Annotated in this window: 20 protein-coding genes; 14 read left to right on the forward strand and 6 right to left on the reverse strand. The window is 57.8% G+C overall.

Translation table 11 applies throughout. The features are described 5' to 3' along the window. Position 1 precedes the first annotated feature (1 nt). Genes MWU60_RS07295 through MWU60_RS07305 form a run of 3 tightly spaced genes read right to left on the reverse strand, consistent with a single transcriptional unit; the run spans position 2 to position 3,197 of the window. A complete protein-coding gene (locus MWU60_RS07295; protein ID WP_247226588.1) occupies positions 2–880 on the reverse strand; it encodes a carbohydrate ABC transporter permease in 879 nt (292 codons plus the stop codon). A gap of 4 nt (positions 881–884) precedes the next feature. Next, positions 885–1,910 (reverse strand): sugar ABC transporter permease, encoded by a 1,026-nt coding sequence (locus MWU60_RS07300; RefSeq protein WP_247226589.1) that lies wholly within the window; start codon positions 1,908–1,910, stop codon positions 885–887. Between the two features lie 57 nt (positions 1,911–1,967). Then, positions 1,968–3,197, reverse strand: a complete 1,230-nt coding sequence (locus MWU60_RS07305; protein WP_247226590.1) for an extracellular solute-binding protein — start codon at positions 3,195–3,197, stop codon at positions 1,968–1,970. A gap of 230 nt (positions 3,198–3,427) precedes the next feature. Between MWU60_RS07305 and ugpC the strand changes: the two genes are divergently transcribed. From ugpC to MWU60_RS07365, 12 genes are all read left to right on the forward strand, one after another. Next, positions 3,428–4,474 carry a sn-glycerol-3-phosphate ABC transporter ATP-binding protein UgpC gene (gene ugpC, locus MWU60_RS07310; protein WP_247226591.1) on the forward strand — a complete coding sequence of 349 codons (1,047 nt, stop codon included), beginning with the start codon at positions 3,428–3,430 and terminating at the stop codon, positions 4,472–4,474. A 57-nt stretch (positions 4,475–4,531) separates the two neighbouring features. Next, a complete protein-coding gene (locus MWU60_RS07315; RefSeq protein WP_247226592.1) occupies positions 4,532–5,023 on the forward strand; it encodes an ester cyclase in 492 nt (163 codons plus the stop codon). Further along, positions 5,023–6,033, forward strand: a complete 1,011-nt coding sequence (locus MWU60_RS07320; protein WP_247226593.1) for a nuclear transport factor 2 family protein — start codon at positions 5,023–5,025, stop codon at positions 6,031–6,033. Before MWU60_RS07315 ends, MWU60_RS07320 begins: the two co-directional genes overlap by 1 nt. A 12-nt stretch (positions 6,034–6,045) precedes the next feature. Beyond that, positions 6,046–7,356: a histidinol dehydrogenase gene (gene hisD / locus MWU60_RS07325; protein WP_247226594.1), complete on the forward strand. Its 1,311-nt coding sequence runs from the start codon at positions 6,046–6,048 to the stop codon at positions 7,354–7,356. A 3-nt stretch (positions 7,357–7,359) separates the two neighbouring features. Further along, complete coding sequence (locus MWU60_RS07330) at positions 7,360–8,091, forward strand: hypothetical protein (RefSeq protein ID WP_247226595.1); 732 nt, start codon at positions 7,360–7,362, stop codon at positions 8,089–8,091. Next, a complete protein-coding gene (locus tag MWU60_RS07335; RefSeq protein WP_247226596.1) occupies positions 8,088–8,852 on the forward strand; it encodes an SDR family oxidoreductase in 765 nt (254 codons plus the stop codon). Before MWU60_RS07330 ends, MWU60_RS07335 begins: the two co-directional genes overlap by 4 nt. After that, complete coding sequence (locus MWU60_RS07340; RefSeq protein WP_247226597.1) at positions 8,852–9,856, forward strand: LacI family DNA-binding transcriptional regulator; 1,005 nt, start codon at positions 8,852–8,854, stop codon at positions 9,854–9,856. The genes MWU60_RS07335 and MWU60_RS07340 overlap by 1 nt, the downstream gene beginning before the upstream one ends. Further along, positions 9,853–10,836: a nuclear transport factor 2 family protein gene (locus MWU60_RS07345; protein WP_247226598.1), complete on the forward strand. Its 984-nt coding sequence runs from the start codon at positions 9,853–9,855 to the stop codon at positions 10,834–10,836. Before MWU60_RS07340 ends, MWU60_RS07345 begins: the two co-directional genes overlap by 4 nt. A 3-nt stretch (positions 10,837–10,839) precedes the next feature. Further along, positions 10,840–11,235: a RidA family protein gene (locus tag MWU60_RS07350; RefSeq protein WP_247226599.1), complete on the forward strand. Its 396-nt coding sequence runs from the start codon at positions 10,840–10,842 to the stop codon at positions 11,233–11,235. Then, a complete protein-coding gene (locus MWU60_RS07355; RefSeq protein ID WP_247226600.1) occupies positions 11,235–12,200 on the forward strand; it encodes a cupin domain-containing protein in 966 nt (321 codons plus the stop codon). Before MWU60_RS07350 ends, MWU60_RS07355 begins: the two co-directional genes overlap by 1 nt. A gap of 77 nt (positions 12,201–12,277) precedes the next feature. Further along, positions 12,278–13,402: a cobalamin-independent methionine synthase II family protein gene (locus tag MWU60_RS07360; protein WP_247226601.1), complete on the forward strand. Its 1,125-nt coding sequence runs from the start codon at positions 12,278–12,280 to the stop codon at positions 13,400–13,402. 60 nt (positions 13,403–13,462) lie between these two features. Then, on the forward strand, positions 13,463–14,878 hold the full coding sequence (locus MWU60_RS07365) for an FAD-binding oxidoreductase (protein ID WP_247226602.1): 1,416 nt from the start codon (positions 13,463–13,465) through the stop codon (positions 14,876–14,878). Between the two features lie 224 nt (positions 14,879–15,102). On the opposite strand, the gene MWU60_RS07370 is transcribed toward MWU60_RS07365, so the two are convergent. Beyond that, positions 15,103–15,633 (reverse strand): adenine phosphoribosyltransferase, encoded by a 531-nt coding sequence (locus MWU60_RS07370; protein ID WP_247226603.1) that lies wholly within the window; start codon positions 15,631–15,633, stop codon positions 15,103–15,105. 13 nt (positions 15,634–15,646) lie between these two features. Further along, positions 15,647–16,516, reverse strand: a complete 870-nt coding sequence (locus MWU60_RS07375) for an S-methyl-5'-thioadenosine phosphorylase (RefSeq protein ID WP_247226869.1) — start codon at positions 16,514–16,516, stop codon at positions 15,647–15,649. Positions 16,517–16,685: 169 nt separating this feature from the next. On the opposite strand from MWU60_RS07375, the gene MWU60_RS07380 reads away from it, so the two are divergent. Further along, entirely contained in the window at positions 16,686–18,308 is a 1,623-nt protein-coding gene (locus tag MWU60_RS07380) for a SulP family inorganic anion transporter (protein ID WP_247226604.1), read from the forward strand. A 96-nt stretch (positions 18,309–18,404) separates the two neighbouring features. Further along, positions 18,405–19,331: a calcium/sodium antiporter gene (locus MWU60_RS07385; RefSeq protein ID WP_247226605.1), complete on the forward strand. Its 927-nt coding sequence runs from the start codon at positions 18,405–18,407 to the stop codon at positions 19,329–19,331. Here MWU60_RS07385 and MWU60_RS07390 read toward each other — a convergent pair. Continuing rightward, the gene (locus MWU60_RS07390) at positions 19,311–19,916 is read right to left on the reverse strand and encodes a flavin reductase family protein (RefSeq protein WP_247226606.1); all 606 of its coding nucleotides are present in this window, start codon (positions 19,914–19,916) and stop codon (positions 19,311–19,313) included. The two genes, MWU60_RS07385 and MWU60_RS07390, sit on opposite strands and share 21 nt — an antisense overlap. Positions 19,917–19,936: the final 20 nt, after the last annotated feature.

Consider the following 19,936-nt stretch of genomic DNA (forward strand, 5'->3'; position numbering starts at 1 on the left):
ATTAGCCTTTCACAGCGCCTGCGGTCAGACCTGATACGATCTGTTTTTGGAAGAAAATGATCATGATGAACAGCGGTGCCGTGATTGACACAACAGCAGCCACCGCAAACATCACATTACCCTTGGTTTGGGTCGTACCAAGGAAGCTGACCAGCTTGGGCACCATCGTCTGGTTCTCTTTGCTCAGCAGCATCGTTGTGACAGCAAAGTCGTTATAGGCCAGCAGGAAGCTGAACAAACCTGTGGTAATCACACCGGGCCACATGACCGGGATGATCACATGGCGAAAGGCCTGAAAACGGGTGCAGCCGTCAACCATTGCGCTTTCGTCAAGATCCGTAGGGATGTTTTTAAAGAAGGCATGCAGCATCCACAGGGTGAAAGGCTGGTTAATCGCCACAAGCACGATGATCGTCGTGCTCAGATGGCCCCAGAGGTTCCACTCAAAGAACGGCAACAGATAGCCCGATACCAGTGTCAGCGGCGGCATGGCGCGGAACATCAGCGCAAACAGCAAAAACCAGAACGCGTAGCGGTATGTGGATCGCGACAGGGCGTAGCCGCCCAAAGTGCCGCAGGTCAGTGAGATTGTGACAACGCAAACGCAAACGATGAATGTATTCAGTGCGGCGCGCCAGAACTCTTCTTGTATCCACGCGCCATAGTATCCGTCACCAGTAAAGCTGCCGCCGGTTTCGGCAATCGTCAGTGTACCAAACAGCGAGTTTGCCCAATCGGCCTTGGAAAAGAAGTCACCCTCAACCTTGAACGATCCCCAGAGGGTCCAGATGAACGGGAAGGCGGCCATGACCAGCCAGAGACCTAAGAAGCCGTAGGCCATGATCTTGGTTGTGGGGGAAAGTCGGGTGGCTTTTGACATCGGGCTACCTTGCCTTTCCGAAATCGCGCCACGTCCGCACAAGGACAGGCGACAACAGGATCGCGACACCAATGATTGTCAGCACCGATGTGGCGGCAGCAGAGGAGAGCAAACGCGTCTCGCCACCCAAATCGTTGAAGATGGCGAATGACAGCGACCTTGCATGGGCCTGTGCGCTGAAACTCACGATGGGTTCAAAGACGCGGAAGTTATCCATCAGCTGAATCAAGGCGATGAACGTGGTCAGCGGCACCAGATGAGGAATGACAACATAGCGAATGCGCTGCCAGCGGGTAGCCCCGTCAATCATCGCGGCCTCAAGCGTGTCTGTATTCACAGTTTGCAGACCAGCGTAATAGACGATGAAGGCAAAAGGGGCGGACGACCAGATGCCGTAGACCATCAGCATAATCCACGTCAGCGGGGTCGAGGCTTTGACCGAGAGGTTCGGGTCGTCGGCCAGCCACTGCAAGCCAGCACCCAGAACGCCCCGCGCATCCACCATCCAGAACAGGACCAGCGCGCCGACGATTGGGGTGACGATCATCGGCAAAAGCGATAAAAAGATCGTGGGCCCGCGCATCGTCCTTGCGACGGCGTTGACGCCAATGGCAATCAGAAAACCAAAGATGATCGTCAGGGGTGTGACCACGGCGGTATATGTCAATGTGAACGCAATCGCGTCATAGAACGGCAGGTTCATCAAAGACCCTGCGAAATCACGCATGCTGACTGAACTGGCCCAAGCCTCGCCGACTTCTGCAAAGGCAAGGTGGTTGCGATCTTTGTAGATATCCAGACCGGCCCACTGGCCCAATGGCTGTGCCGCGCGCAGGGCTTCGGTGGCTTGGGTGTCAACGGTCGTTGATTGCGTGCAACCGAAGGGGCCGCAGTTTTCAACCTCAATCAGAACCTGCTCATGCTCTTGATAAAGCGATTGTGTGACCACCGACACAATCGGGAAGGCGATGAAGGTCAGCATCAGCAGGGCTGATGGGAGGACAAACCAAAAAAAGGAGGAATGCTTCATATGATTTGCCCCAGATCGTGAAACGGGAAGGCGGCACGCGCCTTCCCGATTGCGTCCTTACTGCAGGAAGCCTTTTTCAGTCGCCGCAGCCGTGTAGGCCGCTTCGATATCTGCCAATGTCTGTTCGGCGCTTTCGTTGCCTTGCAGGAAATCCGCGATGTTGTCACCCAGTGCTGTGTGCAAAAGGCCCTGGAATGGACGCATTGGGTAGGGGGTGGAACCGGCTGCAACAGAAGCCAAAACGCCTTCGTTGACGGCTTCAGGTTGGTAGCCTTCCATCAGCCAAACCGCTTGGCTCATCGTCGTGTCATCCAAAATCGCAGGAGATACACCGGCGGCCATCGCTTGGAATGTCGCCGCCGCATCTTCATCGCTGATGTTCTTGGCGACGGTCCAACCGTCCCACCAGAGTGTCGTGGCAGGTGTGCCGCTGTCGCCAACGGTCAACGGGCCGGACACGGCCGTGTTTTCATAGACTTCCGGTGCTGCCCCTTCGTCGTCCATCAGAACACCGGTACGGCTGCCCCACATATTCATCAAGGCCACATTGCCTGCTTCCCACTCGGCAGAGGTCGCGTTGCTGTCGTGCGTGAGATAGTCAGGGTTCATATAGGCAGTCAGCGCCTTCATCATCTCAAGCGCCTCAACGCCCTGCGCATTGTTGATGCTGATTTCGGCAGTGCCGGGTTTGAAGAACGCGCCGCCTGTCCCAATGTACATATTGGTGAATTCCTGTGCGAGGTTCCAACCGGCGGCATATGCACCACCCACCGGGTGTTCCATGATGCCAGCGGCGCGGATCGCCTCGGCCGCAGCAAGCACTTCTTCGTAGGATGTGGGCACTTCAAGGCCAACCTGCTCAAGCACGTCAGCGCGGTACACAAGGTGCTGGGCGTTCGCCATGAAAGCAACGGCCATGATCTTACCGTCAACGGTGATCAACTGCGAAGGCGCGATGTCCTGGCCATATTCAGCAACCAAATCGTCAAGCGGGCGGATCACATCTTCGTTGATCAGGGCGACGATGGAAGAGTTCGCAACGATCGCCGTTGTGTACTCAGCCGGGTTGCCTGTCATACCGGCAACATTGAGTGTTTGGTGATCAGCCGTCAGGTTCGACGAAAATGTGATGCCTTCACATGCACCAGCTGCGGCAGCGACAGTTTGGATCGCAGGAAATTCGTTGCCGATGATGCTGACACGACCATCCGCTTCGCAGGCGAAGGTGCCCGTCGCGGTAAGTGCAGCAACGGCGGTGCCCAGCATAGCAGTTTTCCAGATTTTCATTTTTTAAGAACCTCCCAGTTGTTCTTTTGGTACCGGTGTGTCCCGGCTGGATATCGGCCATCCGCGAATCGCGATGGCTTTGCATACGTTTGCAAGTTAACCTTCAATGGTCCGCATCACGCAAGCATTTTGAGTGTGAAAAGCAAAGAAATTTAAGTGCTGACGATTTATACTTGCCAGATTTTCGGAATCGCGGCAGTCTTTTTGCAAACGTATGCAAGGGGCGCATCATGGCCGAAATTCAGCTACGCAATGTATCCAAACGGTGGGGGTCTTTTGTTGGCGTTCAGAGTTTTGATCTGACAATCGCTGATCAAGAGTTCCTTGTGCTGCTTGGTCCATCTGGATGCGGCAAGACTACGACGATGCGCATGATTGCGGGGCTAGAAGACGCCACTGACGGTGACATCATGGTTGACGGCAAGCGGATCAACGATCTTGAACCCAAGGACCGCGACGTGGCGATGGTGTTCCAAAGCTATGCGCTTTATCCCAACCTGAACGTCTATGAAAACATCCGCTTTCCGCTGAAAGTACGCGGTGTGCCGCAGGTCGAACACGACGAGCGCGTGATGCGCGCTTCGGCCATGGTCGAACTGGATGACTTCCTGCACCGCAAACCCGCAGAACTGTCAGGCGGCCAACGCCAGCGTGTTGCCTTGGCGCGCGCCATCGTGCGTGAACCCAATGTGTTCTTGATGGACGAACCCCTGTCAAACCTTGATGCGAAACTGCGGGTCTCCACGCGCGCACAGATCAAGAACCTCAGCCATGAACTCAAGGTCACTACGATCTACGTGACCCACGACCAGATCGAAGCCATGACACTGGCGGACCGCGTTGTGGTGATGAGCAAAGGTGTGGTTCAGCAAGTCGGAACGCCCACGGAAATCTACGACAACCCCGCCAACACCTTCGTTGCGGGTTTCATCGGATCGCCGGCCATGAACCTTGTCGATGGCGAGATTTCTGATGGGACGTTCACGGCGAAAAATATGACTATCAGCGGTTTGCCGACCGGGCAGAGTGGCCCTGTCACACTGGGCTTCCGCGCAGAAGATGCGAGCGTCGCCGAAGGCAGTGCCGAGGTTAACTCCGCCGTCTATTCGCTCGAACTTTTGGGCGAGGCGACGATGGTGACGATGCGTGTGGGCAACACGATTGTGTCCGTGAAATCGGGCAAGGAATATCGGGTCGAGATTGACGAACCGGTCCACGCCAACATCCCTGCCGACATCTGCCACCTGTTCGATCAAAAAACAGGCGAGCGCATCTAGCGGGCAGATGCCGCAGCCGATCACGCCTGAAAGATACAACACAGCAAAGGACGCCGCATGACCCGCGACGCAAAATCACAAGCCTCACTCGATGCCGTCAAAGCGATGGAACAGGGTCTTGCGAACAACGAAATGGATATGCTGAAGTACTTTACCGAAGATTTCACATGGCGCGGCAATCAAGGGTGCGGCACCAAGAATGGCGTCAAGGCATTCCAGCGTAACTGGCAATGGCCGCTACGCGCGGCATTCACCGACCGCGACTATAAGACGGATCAGTTCCTAGCTGACGGCGAATGGGCCGCCTGTTTCGGCCATATCGAAGGCACACATACCGGCACATTCATGGGCATCCCTGCCACCGGCAAACGAGTCAAAATCCCATATATGGATTTCTGGCGGGTTGAGGACGGGCGCATCGCCGACAACCCGGTCTCGGTCGATTTCGTCTCCGTGATGATGCAACTCGGTGTCGATGTCTTTGGCGGCGAAGGCTGGGAGAAATACGACAAAGGCGACGCAGAGCCGCCTAAACCGGAAGGGTACTGATGACCCATCTAGCCAACAAACAGATCGCCAAAACCTACCTTGATGCCTTCGCACACCCCGGCGGGCATGACGCAGCCGTGCGTGGGTTTTTTGCGCGCGATGCCGTGATCCATCACAGCCATCCGTTCAACGATCTGGCTGGACCAGACGCCTATATCGACCGCTTTCTTGCCCCGCTGCAATCGGCGTTCCAAGGGCTTTTTCGCCGCGACTACATCCTCACAGGCGGCAGTTACGACAATGCTGATTGGGTCACCTGTACGGGGTATTATGTTGGCCACTTCGCGCAAGACTGGTTAGGGATCAAAGCCACTGGCACATTGTCCTACCTGCGCGTAGGTGAATTTCACCGGATGGAGAACGGGCAGGCGGTCGAAAGCTGGATCTACCTCGACATCCCCGAACTGATGATCGCCGCAGGCGCATGGCCCATCAAAGACAGCCCCGGACGTGATCGTGGCTACACCGGCCCACACCGCGGCCCTGCCACGCAAGACGGGTTGCAACTGCACGACAACGACCCGGGACGCAGTGCAAGCTCAGCCGAGATGGTCACCCAAATGCTCAAAAACCTCGCTACCGAGGACGAAGCATGGCGCCCCTACTGGCACGAAAACATGGTCTGGTACGGGCCTGCGGCCTTCGGCTCTTTCGTCGGGATCGAAAACTTTGCAGGCTTCCAGGTTCCCTTTGAAAACGCATTTTCGGATTGGTCGGGGGGTGCCGCAGGCAATGGCGTCACCAGCCACCTGACCCGCGCCGCCGATGGCGATTATATCTGGAGCGCTGGCTGGCCTTCGCTGATGTGCGTGCGCAAAGGCCCGTTCCTCGACCAACCTCCCTCGACCGACACGCTGCTGATGCGGGTCTGTGACTGGTGGCGTCGCGAAGGCGACTTGCTGGTCGAGAACTGGGTTTTCGTCGATATTCCCGATGTCCTTCTGCAAATGGGCGTCGATCTATTCCCCGGGTTGCATAACGTCCCACCCGGCCCCCGAATGACATCTTAAGAGGTCTGCATCATGGCAATCACATATCTCAAATCAGGCAAGCCCGAAGCGGAGCGTGCCGAAGATGACGCCAAAGTGCGAGGTATTGTCGAAACAACGCTCAGCGATATCGAAAAGCGTGGCGATGCGGCAGTGCGCGCGCTGTCCGAGAAGTTCGATAAGTACTCGCCGGCCAACTTCCGCCTCAGCCAGTCCGAGATTGACGCGGCCATGTCCAAAGTTTCGCCCCGCGACATGGAGGACATCAAATTCGCCCAAGACCAGATCCGCAGTTTCGCCCAGGCACAACGGGCCTCAATGACCGATATCGAGGTCGAAACGATCCCTGGTGTGATCCTTGGTCACAAAAACATCCCCGTGCAATCCGTGGGCTGCTACGTCCCCGGCGGCAAATTCCCCATGGTCGCCTCTGCGCATATGTCGGTCCTGACCGCCTCGGTCGCGCAAGTTCCCCGCATCGTTGCGTCGGCTCCGCCACAAAACGGCGAACCGCACCCGGCCATCGTCGCCGCGATGCACATGGGTGGCGCACATGAAATCTACGTTCTGGGCGGGATGCAGGCGGTCGGTGCAATGGCACTGGGCACCGAAACCGTCGATCCCGTGCATATGATTGTCGGCCCTGGCAACGCCTTCGTGGCCGAGGCCAAGCGGCAACTCTTTGGGCGCGTCGGCATCGACCTTTTCGCCGGACCCACCGAAACAATGGTCATCGCAGATGACACCGTCGATGCCGAACTTTGCGCGACTGACCTTTTGGGGCAGGCGGAGCATGGCTACAACTCACCCGCGGTTCTGCTCACCAACTCCGCGAAGCTTGCCAAGGACACTCTGGCCGAGATCGACCGCATCCTCGATATTCTGCCCACCGCTGAAACGGCACGGACCTCATGGGAGGATTATGGCGAAGTCATCCTCTGCGACACCTACGACGAAATGCTGGCCGTCGCCGATGATATTGCATCTGAGCATGTCCAAGTCATGACAGACCGCGACGATTGGTTCCTTGAAAACATGACCTGCTACGGTGCGCTGTTCCTCGGGCCGCGCACCAATGTCGCCAACGGCGATAAGGTTATCGGCACCAACCACACGCTGCCGACCAAAAAGGCCGGGCGCTATACGGGTGGTCTGTGGGTTGGTAAGTTCCTAAAAACGCATAGCTATCAAAAGGTGCTGACGGATGAGGCGGCCACACTGGTCGGCGAATACGGTTCGCGCCTTTGCATGCTTGAAGGCTTTGTCGGTCACGCTGAACAATGCAACATCCGCGTGCGCCGCTATGGCGGCAAAAACGTGGCTTACGGGACAGCAGCGGAATAGGTCATGGCAACGGGGAAGAAACGCAAACCAAAAAGCTACAGCGCGCTCGATGACCTCGGGCGCGTGCGGCTATCGCGGCATTTCTTCATGCGTGATTTTCTTTACACCGAAATCGGCAACTTCTTTGGCATCCCGAATATCCCCGATGATCCTAATCTTGCGATCACAGCAGGCATGCAGCTTTGCCAGAACCTGCTCGACCCGATGGTCGATACATTCGGGCCGATTGCTGTGCGCTCTGCCTATCGGTCGCCGACGTTGAACCATTTTGGGGCGACCGAGGCCAAACCACAGCGCTGCGCACGCAATACATCAAATTACGCAGGCCACATCTGGGATATGCGCGATGCCAAGGGCCGGATGGGGGCCTGCGCCAGTATCGTGGTGCCGTGGTTTGCAGATCAATACGATCATGGTCGCGACTGGCGCGATCTGGCCTATTGGGTGCACGATCATCTGCCCTATCACGAGATGTGCTTCTTTCCAAAACTTGCAGCCTTCAATCTGACATGGCGCGAAGAGCCTGCGCGCATGATCTACAGCTACGTGCGCCCGCTGGGCAAGCTGGTCCATGCCGGTCACCCTCCGCCTGAAGATCACGGCGAACGCATGGCGCGGTACGCTGATTTTCCGCCGTTCGAGGGCATCAAATATCCAACGCCGCCCGCTGATCGTCTTGCTCGAAAAACTCCCGCCAGAGGCTCTGGCACCATCGACAAGGGGCTATCGCAATGACATTACCGACCACCCCTTCCTTCCGGCTTGATGGCAAACGCGCACTGGTGGCCGGCGGGTCCTCGGGCATTGGCTTGGCCTGCGCGGTGGCCTTGGCAGAGGCTGGGGCCGATGTCACAGTCTCGGCACGCAACGCAGAGAAGCTGGGCGCTGTTGTCCAACAAATGCGTAACGCAGGGTTTCAGGCACAGGCCATCGCGATGGATGTGTCAGACGTTGCGGCGACCGAAGCGACCGTCGCCGAACAGGGCCCCTTCGACATTCTGGTCAACTCGGCTGGCCTCGCCATCCACTCGCCCGCCATTGAAACGACAGAGCAAGATTTCGACGCCGTCTCTGACATCAACTTCAAAGGCGCTTATTTCCTCACCCGCGCAGTCGCTAAGGGTCTGCTCAACGCTGGCAAACCCGGCAGCCTGATCAACATCACCAGCCAGATGGCGCATGTTGGCGGGATCGAGAGGGCGGTTTATTGCAGTACGAAATTCGCGGTCGAAGGCTTTACCAAGGCCATGGCCATCGAATGGGGCAAACAGGGCATCCGGGTCAACACGATCTGCCCGACTTTCATCCGCACGCCATTGACCGAACAGACCTTCAGCAACCCTGACCGGGTCGCGTGGATCATGGACAAGATCAAGCTGGGGCGCGTGGGCGAAGTCACCGACATGATGGGACCTGTTGTCTACCTCGCCTCGGACGCTTCCGCGCTGATGACCGGCACGCATATGTTGATCGACGGAGGTTGGACAGCAGACTGATGGTTAAGATCACATCTCTCCAAGTCGCTGAACGCGCAGGCGTCAGCCAATCGGCGGTCAGTCGGGTGTTTACACCCGGTGCATCCGCGAGTGCCAAGACGGTGGAGAAGGTCCGCAAGGCAGCCGAAGAGCTTGGCTACCGCCCAAACATGATGGCGCGCGCGATGATCACCGGTAAAAGCCGGATCATCGGGTTGGTTGTGGCGTATCTGGATAACCAGTTCTATCCGCTGGCCCTGCAGCTGCTGTCCAATGCGTTGCAGGAAAAAGGCTATCACATCCTTGTCTTCACCGCGTCCAACAGCCAAGGGGCCGCCGAAGAGGTCATGCAAGAACTACTCGACTACCAGGTCGACGGGATCATCACGGCTTCAGTCGGCATGACAAACGATTTAACGCAACGCTGCGCGGCGGCAGGTATTCCGGTCGTCATGTTCAACCGTGGGCAAGAAGGCGAAGCGATCTCCTCGGTCACATCGGCCAACGTCAAAGGTGGACGTGCGGTCGCAGAATTTCTGCTGTCCTGCGGGCACAAGACCATCGGTCATATCAGCGGCTGGGCTGGGTCATCTACCGGACGCGACCGGCAGGCGGGGTTCTGCGAGGTGCTGGCCGAACATGGTATCACACCCCAGATCATCGACGGCATGTACGACCGCGAAACTGCCGCCGCCGCCGCGCAATCCATGATGGACAGCAGCATACCACCCAACGCCATTTTCGTGGGCAACGACCACATGGCATTTGCTGTGCTGGACACGCTGCGCCACGAAATGGGGCTACGCGTGCCGGACGATGTGGCGATTGTCGGTTACGACGACGTACCCTTGGCGGCATGGCCTGCCTACAACCTGACGACGATGCGCCAGCCCCTGAACCGCATGGTCGAGGCCACGGTCGAGGCGCTGATCAGCCGCATCGACGACCCGACACTGCCCGCACAGCTGATAGAAATAGACAGCCCGCTTATCCAGCGCGGCACCACCAAAGGACCAAAGACATGAAGGGCTTTTCCAACCGCTGGAAAGATTTCCCCGACTACATCATCGGGATCACCAAAGAGATTTGGGAAGATCGGGGCGTTGGCACGCTGAACCATTATTATGCGCCTGATATTCCTGTACGCTCGCCCATGGGGATTAGCATGGGCAATCAAGACGTGATCGCCGCAACCATGGCCACAATCAACGAATTCCCGGATCGTGAACTCTTGGGCGAAGACGTGATCTGGTCAGGTGATGAAAACACGGGCTATCTGTCATCTCACCGCTTGCTGACCAAAGCAACACACACACGCGACGGACAATTCGGCCCGGCAACAGGCAAACACTGGCAGGTCTATGTCATCGCTGATTGCGCGGCAAAAGAAGACACGATCTACGACGAATGGCTGGTCCGCGACTACGGTGGGATCGTGCGGCAGTTGGGGATGGACCCGCGCGATTATGCCGCCGAACTGATCGCCCGCGAAGGTGGCCCCGACAAAGCCAACAAACCCTTTACGCCTGCGATGGACGTTGACGGAGGCTATCACGGCACCGGGAATGACAACGCATGGGGGCAACGCTATGCGGACACACTCACCCGGATCATGAACCACGACTTTACACATATCCGCGACAGCTATGACCGAGCCTGCATTGGCGAATATGCGGGCGCGAGACGAGCGGTCGGTTGGGAAGGTATCCTCGAATTCTGGGTTGGCCTGCGATCGTCCTTCCCGCATGCAGAGTTCAAAATCCACCACCAGATCGGCATGGATGCCGACATGCTGTCGCCTCGCGCCGCGATCCGCTGGTCACTCGACGGCAAGCACGAAGGCTGGGGCAGCTTCGGCGAACCCACCGGTGCGGACGTGCACGTAATGGGGATGTGCCACGCCGAGTTCGGACCTTACGGTCCTGACGGTGTTGGCCTGCGTCGCGAATTCGCGCTTTATGATGAAATTGCGATCTGGAAGCAGATTTTGATGGCGCAGGGTTAACCCATGACAGATCGCAGCATCATACCACCCGGCATGGAAGGCTACGTTGACGATTGGAAGATGTCACCTGCGCTCTTTTCAGGTGATTTTCTGTTTCTAACCGGCATGACCGGGGCAGGGCCCGGCGGCACAGTCGACCCCGACCCCGAGGCGCAAATCAAGCTGGCTTTCGCGCGTGTCAACAGCGTGCTGGAACATGCCGGCCTCAGCTTTGCCGACGTCGTCGAAATGACCAGCTACCACGTTGGTATTCGTGATCACATTGCCGCGTTCCGCCAAATCCGGGACCAGTATGTGACCGACCCCTATCCCGCATGGACTGCAATTGAAGTGGCAGGGTTCGTGACCCCCGGCACCATCTGCGAACTTCGCATTATCGCGAAACGAGGAACGACATGATGACCCCCGCTGAAATGGAAAGCCGCATCGTCCGCTATGGCGAGCTGCAACCCTGCAAAACTGCCTTCATCGACGCCCACACGCCCGGCTCTGATCAAAAAGAGAATTTTACGATCATCGGTGGCGGCGTGTCCGAGAGCCCCGACCAACACGTCCACATCAACATCCCGCATCGGTTCAACATCGGTGCCGCCGGGCAGCCGCCGCGCGTGCGCAATTCCTTGCATGATCACCACACGGCAGAGGTGTTCTTTGTCCTGAAAGGCAAATGGCGGTTCTTTTGGGGACGTTGGGGTGACGCGGGTGAGGTCGTGCTGGAAGAGGGCGACATCTTCAACATCCCCACCGGCATCTTCCGTGGGTTTGAGAATATCGGGACCGACTACGGGATGATCATGGCCGTCCTTGGCGGCGACGACGCAGGCGGCGGTGTCATGTGGGCGCCGCAGGTGATTGAAGACGCGGCAGATCACGGGCTGATCTTGGGCGAGAACGGCAAACTCTACGACACCAAGCGCGGGCAGAAACTGCCGGAAGGGACTGGCCCCATGCCCCTGATGTCGGACGAAGAACTCGCCAAGCGGCCAGAGCCGACAACGGCAGAAGTGCTGCCCAACCACGTTGCCCGCTACTGGGACCTCTATGCGCTGGCCGACAAGAAACCCGCCAAGGTCATCGGCGAACATGGCATCCTGCGTGACAAACCGGGGTTCGAGATTGATTTCATCACGCGCGGTTCCGCGAGTGAGGCGAAACACAGCCACCCATACCCATCCGTTCTGATGCCCATGCGCGGGCATTGGCGGGTCACATGGGACGGCGGCATAGCGACGCTGGCACCGGGTGACACGATGTCCGTGCCGGAAAACTTGCCGCATAGCGCGGTGCCTTCGATGACGGGAGAGGCCAGCCTCTACCACATCGTCGCGACGGGCGATTCGGCGGGGGCCACGTGGAAAGGTTAACGGCCTGCGCGATGACAGCTGTACGTACAGCGTGTGTACAGGTTCTGTACGCGAAACATACTTAAGAGGATGATGAAATGTCGAAAGTCTTAACCACCCACGTGGGCTCTTTGCCCCGCACCCAGGAAGTCGTCGATTTCATCTTCGCGCGCGAGCATGGCAATGAATACGATGCGGATGCTTTTGATGCGGCCATGACATCGGCAGTCTCAGAAACCGTGCGAAAACAGGTGGATGCAGGCATTGATATCGTCAGCGATGGCGAGACGTCCAAGATCAGCTATGCCACCTACGTCAAAGACCGCTACACCGGTTTCGATGGCGACAGCCCGCGCAACGCGCCTGCCGACCTCAAGCAATTCCCCAGCTTTCTCAAACGCTTAGCCGACGACGGCGGCACCCCGCAGTACGCAAGGCCCATGTGCGTGGGCGAGGTGAAATCAAAAGGGCAGGGTGAATTGGAAAAGGACATCGCGAACCTTAAGGCGGCGATGGCGGAACATGGGGCAGAGCGCGGCTTTATGAACGCCGCATCCCCTGGTGTTATCTCATTGTTTTTGCAGAATGATTACTACAAATCACGCGAGGCTTATCTGGCTGCACTGGCTGATGCGATGAAGAAAGAATACGAAACCATCGTGGCCTCTGGCCTCGACCTACAACTCGATTGCCCCGACCTCGCGTTGTCGCGTCATATGTTGTTTAACGATTTATCGGATGATGAATTTCTCAAGATCGCGGCAAGCCATGTCGAAGCGCTGAACCACGCGCTGTCCGATATGCCTGCCGAAAAGGTACGGGTGCATATCTGCTGGGGCAACTACGAAGGGCCGCATGTCTGCGACATTCCGATGTCAAAGATGTTCGACACGCTGATGTCGACGAAATCGCAGTACGTGCTGTTTGAAACCTCCAATCCGCGTCATGGCCATGAATGGTCCGTCTTCCGTGATCGCGCAAAGGATATCCCTGATAACAAAGTGTTAGTGCCGGGTGTCGTTGATACGACAACCAACTTCGTGGAACATCCCGAGCTTGTCGCCGAACGCGTCAGTCGTTTCGTGAACATCGTTGGTGCAGACCGCGTGATCGCTGGATCAGATTGCGGATTTGGGACATTCGCAGGCTTTGGCGCTGTCGATCCCGAAATCGCCTATGCAAAGCTGGGCGCGCTGTCCGAAGGGGCAGCTCTGGCCAGCTAAACGGGTTGGACGCGCGGCGTTTTTGGACCATGTAGCGTGTTAACCTGAAGGGGAATTCACATGCTTAACCCGGTCACGCCCGAATTTGAAAGTAAGCTGCGTGGCTTGCTACCTGCTGCGGCCTTTAAAGAGGACAGTGCGCCCTATCTGTCGGAACCACGCGGGCGCTGGGCAGGACAAGGCTTTGTGGTCGCACCGGGGTCAACGGATGAGGTCGCATCTGTGGTTCGCACCTGCGCCGATGCGCAAGTGCCGATTGTGCCTTACAGCGGCGGAACCGGTCTCGTTGGTGGGCAATTAGCCGGCGACGGGCCGATCCCGGTTGTACTTTCTCTGGAGCGTATGAACCGCATCCGCGATATCTATCCGTCTGAGAATGTGCTGGTTTGTGACGCGGGCGTGATCCTCGCCGATGTACACAAAGCGGCCGAAGATGCGGGGCGCTTGTTCCCGCTTTCGCTGGCTTCCGAAGGGTCAGCGCGTATCGGTGGATTACTGTCAACGAACGCAGGTGGCGTGAATGTGCTGCGCTATGGCAATGCGCGCGCGCAATGTCTGGGGCTAGAGGTGGTGCGCCCGGATGGCACGATCTGGCATGGGCTGACGCGGCTGCGCAAAGACAACACCGGGTATGACCTGCGCAACCTGATGATCGGTGCCGAAGGAACGCTGGGCATTATCACGGCTGCTGCTTTGAAACTCGCCCCAAGGCCTGTTGGCGTTGGTGCTGCGATGATGGCGGTGGCCTCGCCTGCGGCAGCGCTGGACCTGCTTGCCATGGCTGGTGACCAGATCGGCGAAGGGGTATCAGCTTTTGAAATCATGCATCGTGCAGGCTTTGATTTTCTGGATGAGGTCGGGCCAGACTACAAACAACCCTTTGATGAGGTCCCCGAATGGACCGTGCTGATTGACGTTGGGCTGCCTGCCGGGTTGCACCCGGAAGAGGCATTGGAAGGGCTTTTTTCCAGCGCGTTTGAAGCAGGGTTGGTGACTGATGGCGCGGTTGCCCAGAACGTCGCACAGCGCGACGCATTCTGGCATATTCGCGAAAGTATACCGGAGGCGAACCGGCGCATTGGGTCGGTCAGTTCGCATGATATCTCGCTCCCGCTCAGCGCCATCCCTGCATTTATTGAACGGGGCAAGCAGGCACTCGCTGAGGTGGGCGCGTTTCGGATCAATTGCTTTGGGCATCTGGGCGACGGAAACCTGCATTACAATGTTTTCCCGATGCCGGGGAAAAACCGCGCGGCCTATGAGGCGGAGCGGCCAGAGGTAAAGCGTGTTGTGCATGATCTGGTGCACGCGATGGACGGTTCTGTGAGCGCAGAACACGGGATCGGTCGGTTGAAGATCAAAGACCTTGAGACCTATGGCGACCCGGCCAAACTGGCGATGCTGCGGGCGATCAAGGATGCGCTTGATCCTTTGGGGATCATGAACCCCGGTGCTGTTTTGCGTGAAACAGGATAGTGGTACATGTGGCGACGTCGGAGCCTCCGGCGGAAGTTTTTGGGGAAAAAGAAGTTGTTAACTCTCTTGTGTCAAACACACCAAGCACGGTGGACTGAAGAGTTATGCCGTGTGGAATGAGAAGTCGCCCGGCCCCGGACCCAAAAGGTCAATCTGTAGCGGATAACGGCGGTCGGGCGCGTTCTTTTCTACTTCTTTTTCCCCAAAAACTTCCCCCGGAGGGATCAATCGCCGGCAAAGCTGCACAGCGTATGCACATCCATACCCAAGGTTTCCAGTTTCTTGCGCCCACCAATATCCGGCAGGTCGATGACGAAGGCGCAGCCGATCACCTCGGCTCCCATACGTTCGATCAGTTTGATCCCGGCCTCGGCGGTGCCGCCGGTGGCAAGCAGATCATCCACCAGCAAAACCTTCTCGCCCGGTTGCAGGGCGTCGTCATGCACCTCCATCGTGGCTGTGCCGTATTCCAGCGTGTAGTCCTGCTCAATCGTCTTGCCGGGTAGTTTGCCCTTTTTGCGGATCGGCACAAAGCCCAGCGAAAGCTGGTGCGCGATGGCTCCGCCAAGGATAAACCCGCGCGCCTCAAGCCCGACAACCTTGTCGATGGGTTGCCCTGCATAGGGGTGCAGCAATTGGTCGATGGCAATGCGGAACCCCCGCGGGTCGCCGAAAAGCGTGGTCACATCGCGGAACATGATCCCTTCATGCGGGAAATCGGGGATCGTGCGGATGTAGTCTTGGACGGTTTTCATGGATCAAGCTTTCTTAAAGGACACGGCCAGCGATGGCGTCGAGTTTGGCAACCAATGCAGGGTCGCGTTTGTCGGGGGCGGTCATCACAGCGTATTCCAGCGCGCGGTCACAGCCATGCGGGCAGGGCGCGCGGTCCGGGCCCAGTAAGGCGGGCAGGCGGCTGATAAGATCTTGTGCCTTGGTGCCATTGCCTTGCAGCGTTTTGATCACGTCGCTGACGTCAACCGCCCCGTGGTCGGGATGCCAGCTGTCATAATCCGTGACCATCGCCACGGAGGCATAGCAAATCTCGGCTTCGCGGGCGAGTTTGGCCTCGGGCATGTTTGTCATCCCGATCACATCGCAACCCCAGTCGCGGTAGAGTTTGCTTTCGGCCATGGAAGAGAATTGCGGACCTTCCATCGCGAGGTAAGTTCCGCCGTGATGAATGTTGATCCCAGCGTCGCGACCTGCGGTTTCGCAGGCGTCAGACAGGCGTGCGCAGGTCGGGTGCGCAACGCTGACATGCGCGACACAGCCGGTGCCGAAGAAGGACTTTTCACGCGCGAAGGTGCGGTCAATGAATTGATCGACAATGACAAAATCACCGGGCGCCATCTCTTCGCGGAATGATCCGCAGGCGCTGACGCTGATGATATCGGTGACACCCAACCGTTTCAGCGCGTCGATATTCGCACGGTAGGGGACGGTCGTGGGTGAATGCACATGCCCACGCCCATGGCGTGGCAAAAAGGCCATATCAACGCCGTCCAGCCGCCCGGTTAAAATGGCGTCTGACGGTGTACCCCAAGGGCTCTTGGCCGCAATCCAAGCGGCATCCTCCAGCCCGTCCATGTTGTAGATGCCAGAGCCGCCAATAATCCCGATTTTCGTCTGCATGATCCGCCTTGTCGTAATCCCCGCCCGCACATTGAAACGGAATGCCATAGAATGGAACCCTTGCATGCAGTGCCAAAGACGCAACATCGCAAATTCACGCGGCGTCGAGGGGTGACAAGGCAAGCTTGCTCCTTTAGGGGGCAATGAAATTCCCCTTTCGACAGGATCTTTTATGGCCCGCGCCCTTTTAGCGAGTTTCGCTGACAGCCTTTCGCTTCGCGACCCCGATGCCCCGCTGACCCCAGGCCAGTTCCGGGTTGAGATTTTATCAGGTCTGACCGTGGCCCTGGCTTTGGTTCCTGAGGCGGTGGCCTTCGCTTTCGTGGCTGGCGTGGAACCTCTGGTTGGGCTCTATGCGGCCTTTATCGTCGGTCTGATCACGGCTGTCTTTGGTGGCCGTCCGGGGATGATTTCGGGGGCCACTGGCGCTTTGGCCGTTGTGATGGTCAGCCTTGTTGCAGTGCATGGGGTGGAATATCTGTTCGCGACCGTGGTTCTGATGGGTCTCATCCAGATTTTCGTGGGCATCATGCGCTGGGGTAAGTTCATTCGCCTTGTGCCGCACCCGGTGATGCTTGGCTTTGTGAACGGTCTGGCGATTGTGATCTTCCTTGCCCAATTGGGCCAGTTTCAGGTGCCGGGTTCTGCTGAAAGTGCAGGTCACGGCATGGCGAATGGTGAATGGCTGTCAGGTGCGCCCATGTATTTAATGCTGGGCCTTGTGGCGCTGACCATGGCGATCATCTGGGTCATGCCCAAGATCACCAACGCTATTCCCGCACCTTTGGCTGGCATCGGCATTGTGGCCGCACTTGTCATTGGGTTTGGCCTTGATGTGCCACTTGTTGGCGATCTGGCCAGCATCGAAGGCGGGTTGCCACCGTTCCATGTTCCGATGGTCCCGCTGAATTGGGAAACATTTGAGATCATCTTGCCCTATGCGCTGATCCTTGCCGCAATTGGCCTGATCGAAAGCTTGCTGACATTGAACCTTGTGGGTGAAATGACAGGCAAGCGTGGTGGCGCGAGCCAGGAATGTCTGGCTCAGGGGGCCGCCAATACTGTGACCGGGTTCTTTGGTGGTATGGGCGGATGCGCGATGATTGGTCAGTCCATGATCAACGTGAAATCAGGTGGCCGGACACGGGTGGCGGGGATCGCTGCGGCGCTGTTCCTGCTGGCTTTCATCCTTTTTGCAAGCGGCCTGATTGAGCAGATTCCGCTGGCCGCACTGGTCGGTGTGATGTTCATGGTCGTGATAGGGACGTTTGCTTGGAACTCCTTGCGTATCCTGCGCAAGGTGCCGCGCACGGATGCGTTTGTGACGATCCTTGTGACCATCGTGACCGTGGCGACCGATCTGGCGACTGCAGTAGTTGTTGGCGTGATCGTCTCGGCTCTGGCTTATGCCTGGAGCAATGCCACACGCATTCACGCCATCAAACGCGAAAGCCGGACCGAAGCGGGCGCGCAGGTTTATGAAATCCAGGGTCCACTGTTCTTTGGCTCCGCTGATGGTTTCATGGAAATCTTTGATATCGCCTCTGACCCGGATGTCGTGATCGTCGACTTTGCCAACAGCCGTGTTGCTGACCAGTCCGCGTTGCAGGCGATTGAGGCACTGGCACAGAGATACATTGATGCGGGCAAGCAGATACAGCTGCGCCACCTCAGCCGGGACTGTCATCAGTTGCTGTCAAAAGCGGGTCATTTGATGGTCGATAGCGATGACGACCCTGACTATGCATTGGCGGTGGATTACAGCGTCAAGACGGGCATCATCGGCGGGCACTGATTTGTTCTGAGATGGGCTTGAAACTGGCCGCGCGCGCGATCATTTGCCTGCAAACGGGTAGGGGTTACTTGCCCGTGTCGGCATAGGAGTCCGCGCATGCCTTTCGATATCGGTCTTGTTCTTGGGGGCCTTGTCGCCCTGCTGGTCGGGGGCGAAGCCCTTGTGCGCGGCGCGGTCATCATTGCGCGCTGGATAGGATTGTCCCCGCTTGTGATCGGGCTGACGCTGGTAGGTTTTGGTACTTCCACGCCGGAACTGATGACAAGTCTAATTGCCGCCTTTGACGGATTGCCCGGTATTGCGCTGGGCAACGTGATCGGAAGCAACATTGCGAATATCCTGCTGATCCTTGGCCTGTCGGCGGTGATTGCACCGGTTGCCGCAGGCGCGTTCTTTGGCCGCGATGGCTGGGTGATGTTGGCCGCCACGGGTCTTTGCGTGGTATTGATGCTCTCGGGAGTGATCGGGCTGGTTGGTGGATTGATCTGTGTGGTCGGTCTTGCGGTCTATTTGCTGGTGACACTGCGCGCAGGCGCCGCTGATCCGCTTGACCTTTCCCCCGCAGTAGCCCCGGCCTGGCAGGGCGCCTTGTTCTTTGTCGCCGGGCTAGTCGGGATTGTGTTGGGTGCAGGATGGCTGGTTGATGGGGCCAGCGCCATCGCGCGCAGCTTTGCTGTCTCTGACGCGGTGATCGGGCTGACGATCGTCGCAGTGGGAACGTCTTTGCCAGAGCTGGCGACGTCAGTTATTGCGGCGCGCCGTGGTCAAGGCGCGATGGCGGTCGGCAACGTTATCGGGTCCAACATCTTCAATATTCTGGGAATTTTGGGGATCACAGTGCTTTTCACACCGCTCGCGGTGCCGGACGAAATGCTTGGCCTCAGCTTGTGGGTCTTTGTCGGAGCGGCCATCGCACCACTGATCTTGATGCGCCTGTTTGGCAGGCTTGGACGGCTGAGCGGTGGTCTGCTTGTGCTGGCCTATGCCGCCTATACAGTGACCCTAGTCATCGGGGCGCTTTAAGCTGAAAACCTCGCGGATAACCGAATAATCGCGATACCCCAGACGGGTCAGCGGGTTAAAGGTGGTCACGTCGAACTTGCCATCAACCAGGCAGTTATCACGCAGATGCACGCCGGTGACTTCGCCGAAGACGACAAAATTTGCCTCGCCGGGCAGTTGCACGATCTGGGTCATTTTGCATTCCAGCGTGGCTGGCGCATTCAACACGCGGGGACAGTCGATCGTTTCGCATGCGCCTTTTTCGACGCCTGCAAGCGCGAATTCATCCGTTTCACGCTCCCACGGGCCGGAGGTTTTGTTCATGATGTCCCGCGCCGCATATTCGACGATGTTGACAGCAAAGACGCCTGTGTCACGGATGTTGGCAACCGAGTCCTTGGTGCCGTCACGGTCTGGCTTGGCGCTGGTGGAGGCGAACATCACCTGCGGCGGCACGTAGGCCACGGCATTAAAAAACGAATAGGGTGCAAGGTTGTCCCGGCCATCGGCACCCCGCGTCGCAATCCATCCGATGGGGCGGGGTGAGACGACGGCGTTGAACGGGTTATGGGGCAGGCCGTGGCCATTTTTGGGTTCGTAGAACATTGCAGTCCCTTTTCGTTTAC

This window comes from Yoonia sp. F2084L, from assembly GCF_023015625.1.
Classification (GTDB): domain Bacteria; phylum Pseudomonadota; class Alphaproteobacteria; order Rhodobacterales; family Rhodobacteraceae; genus Yoonia.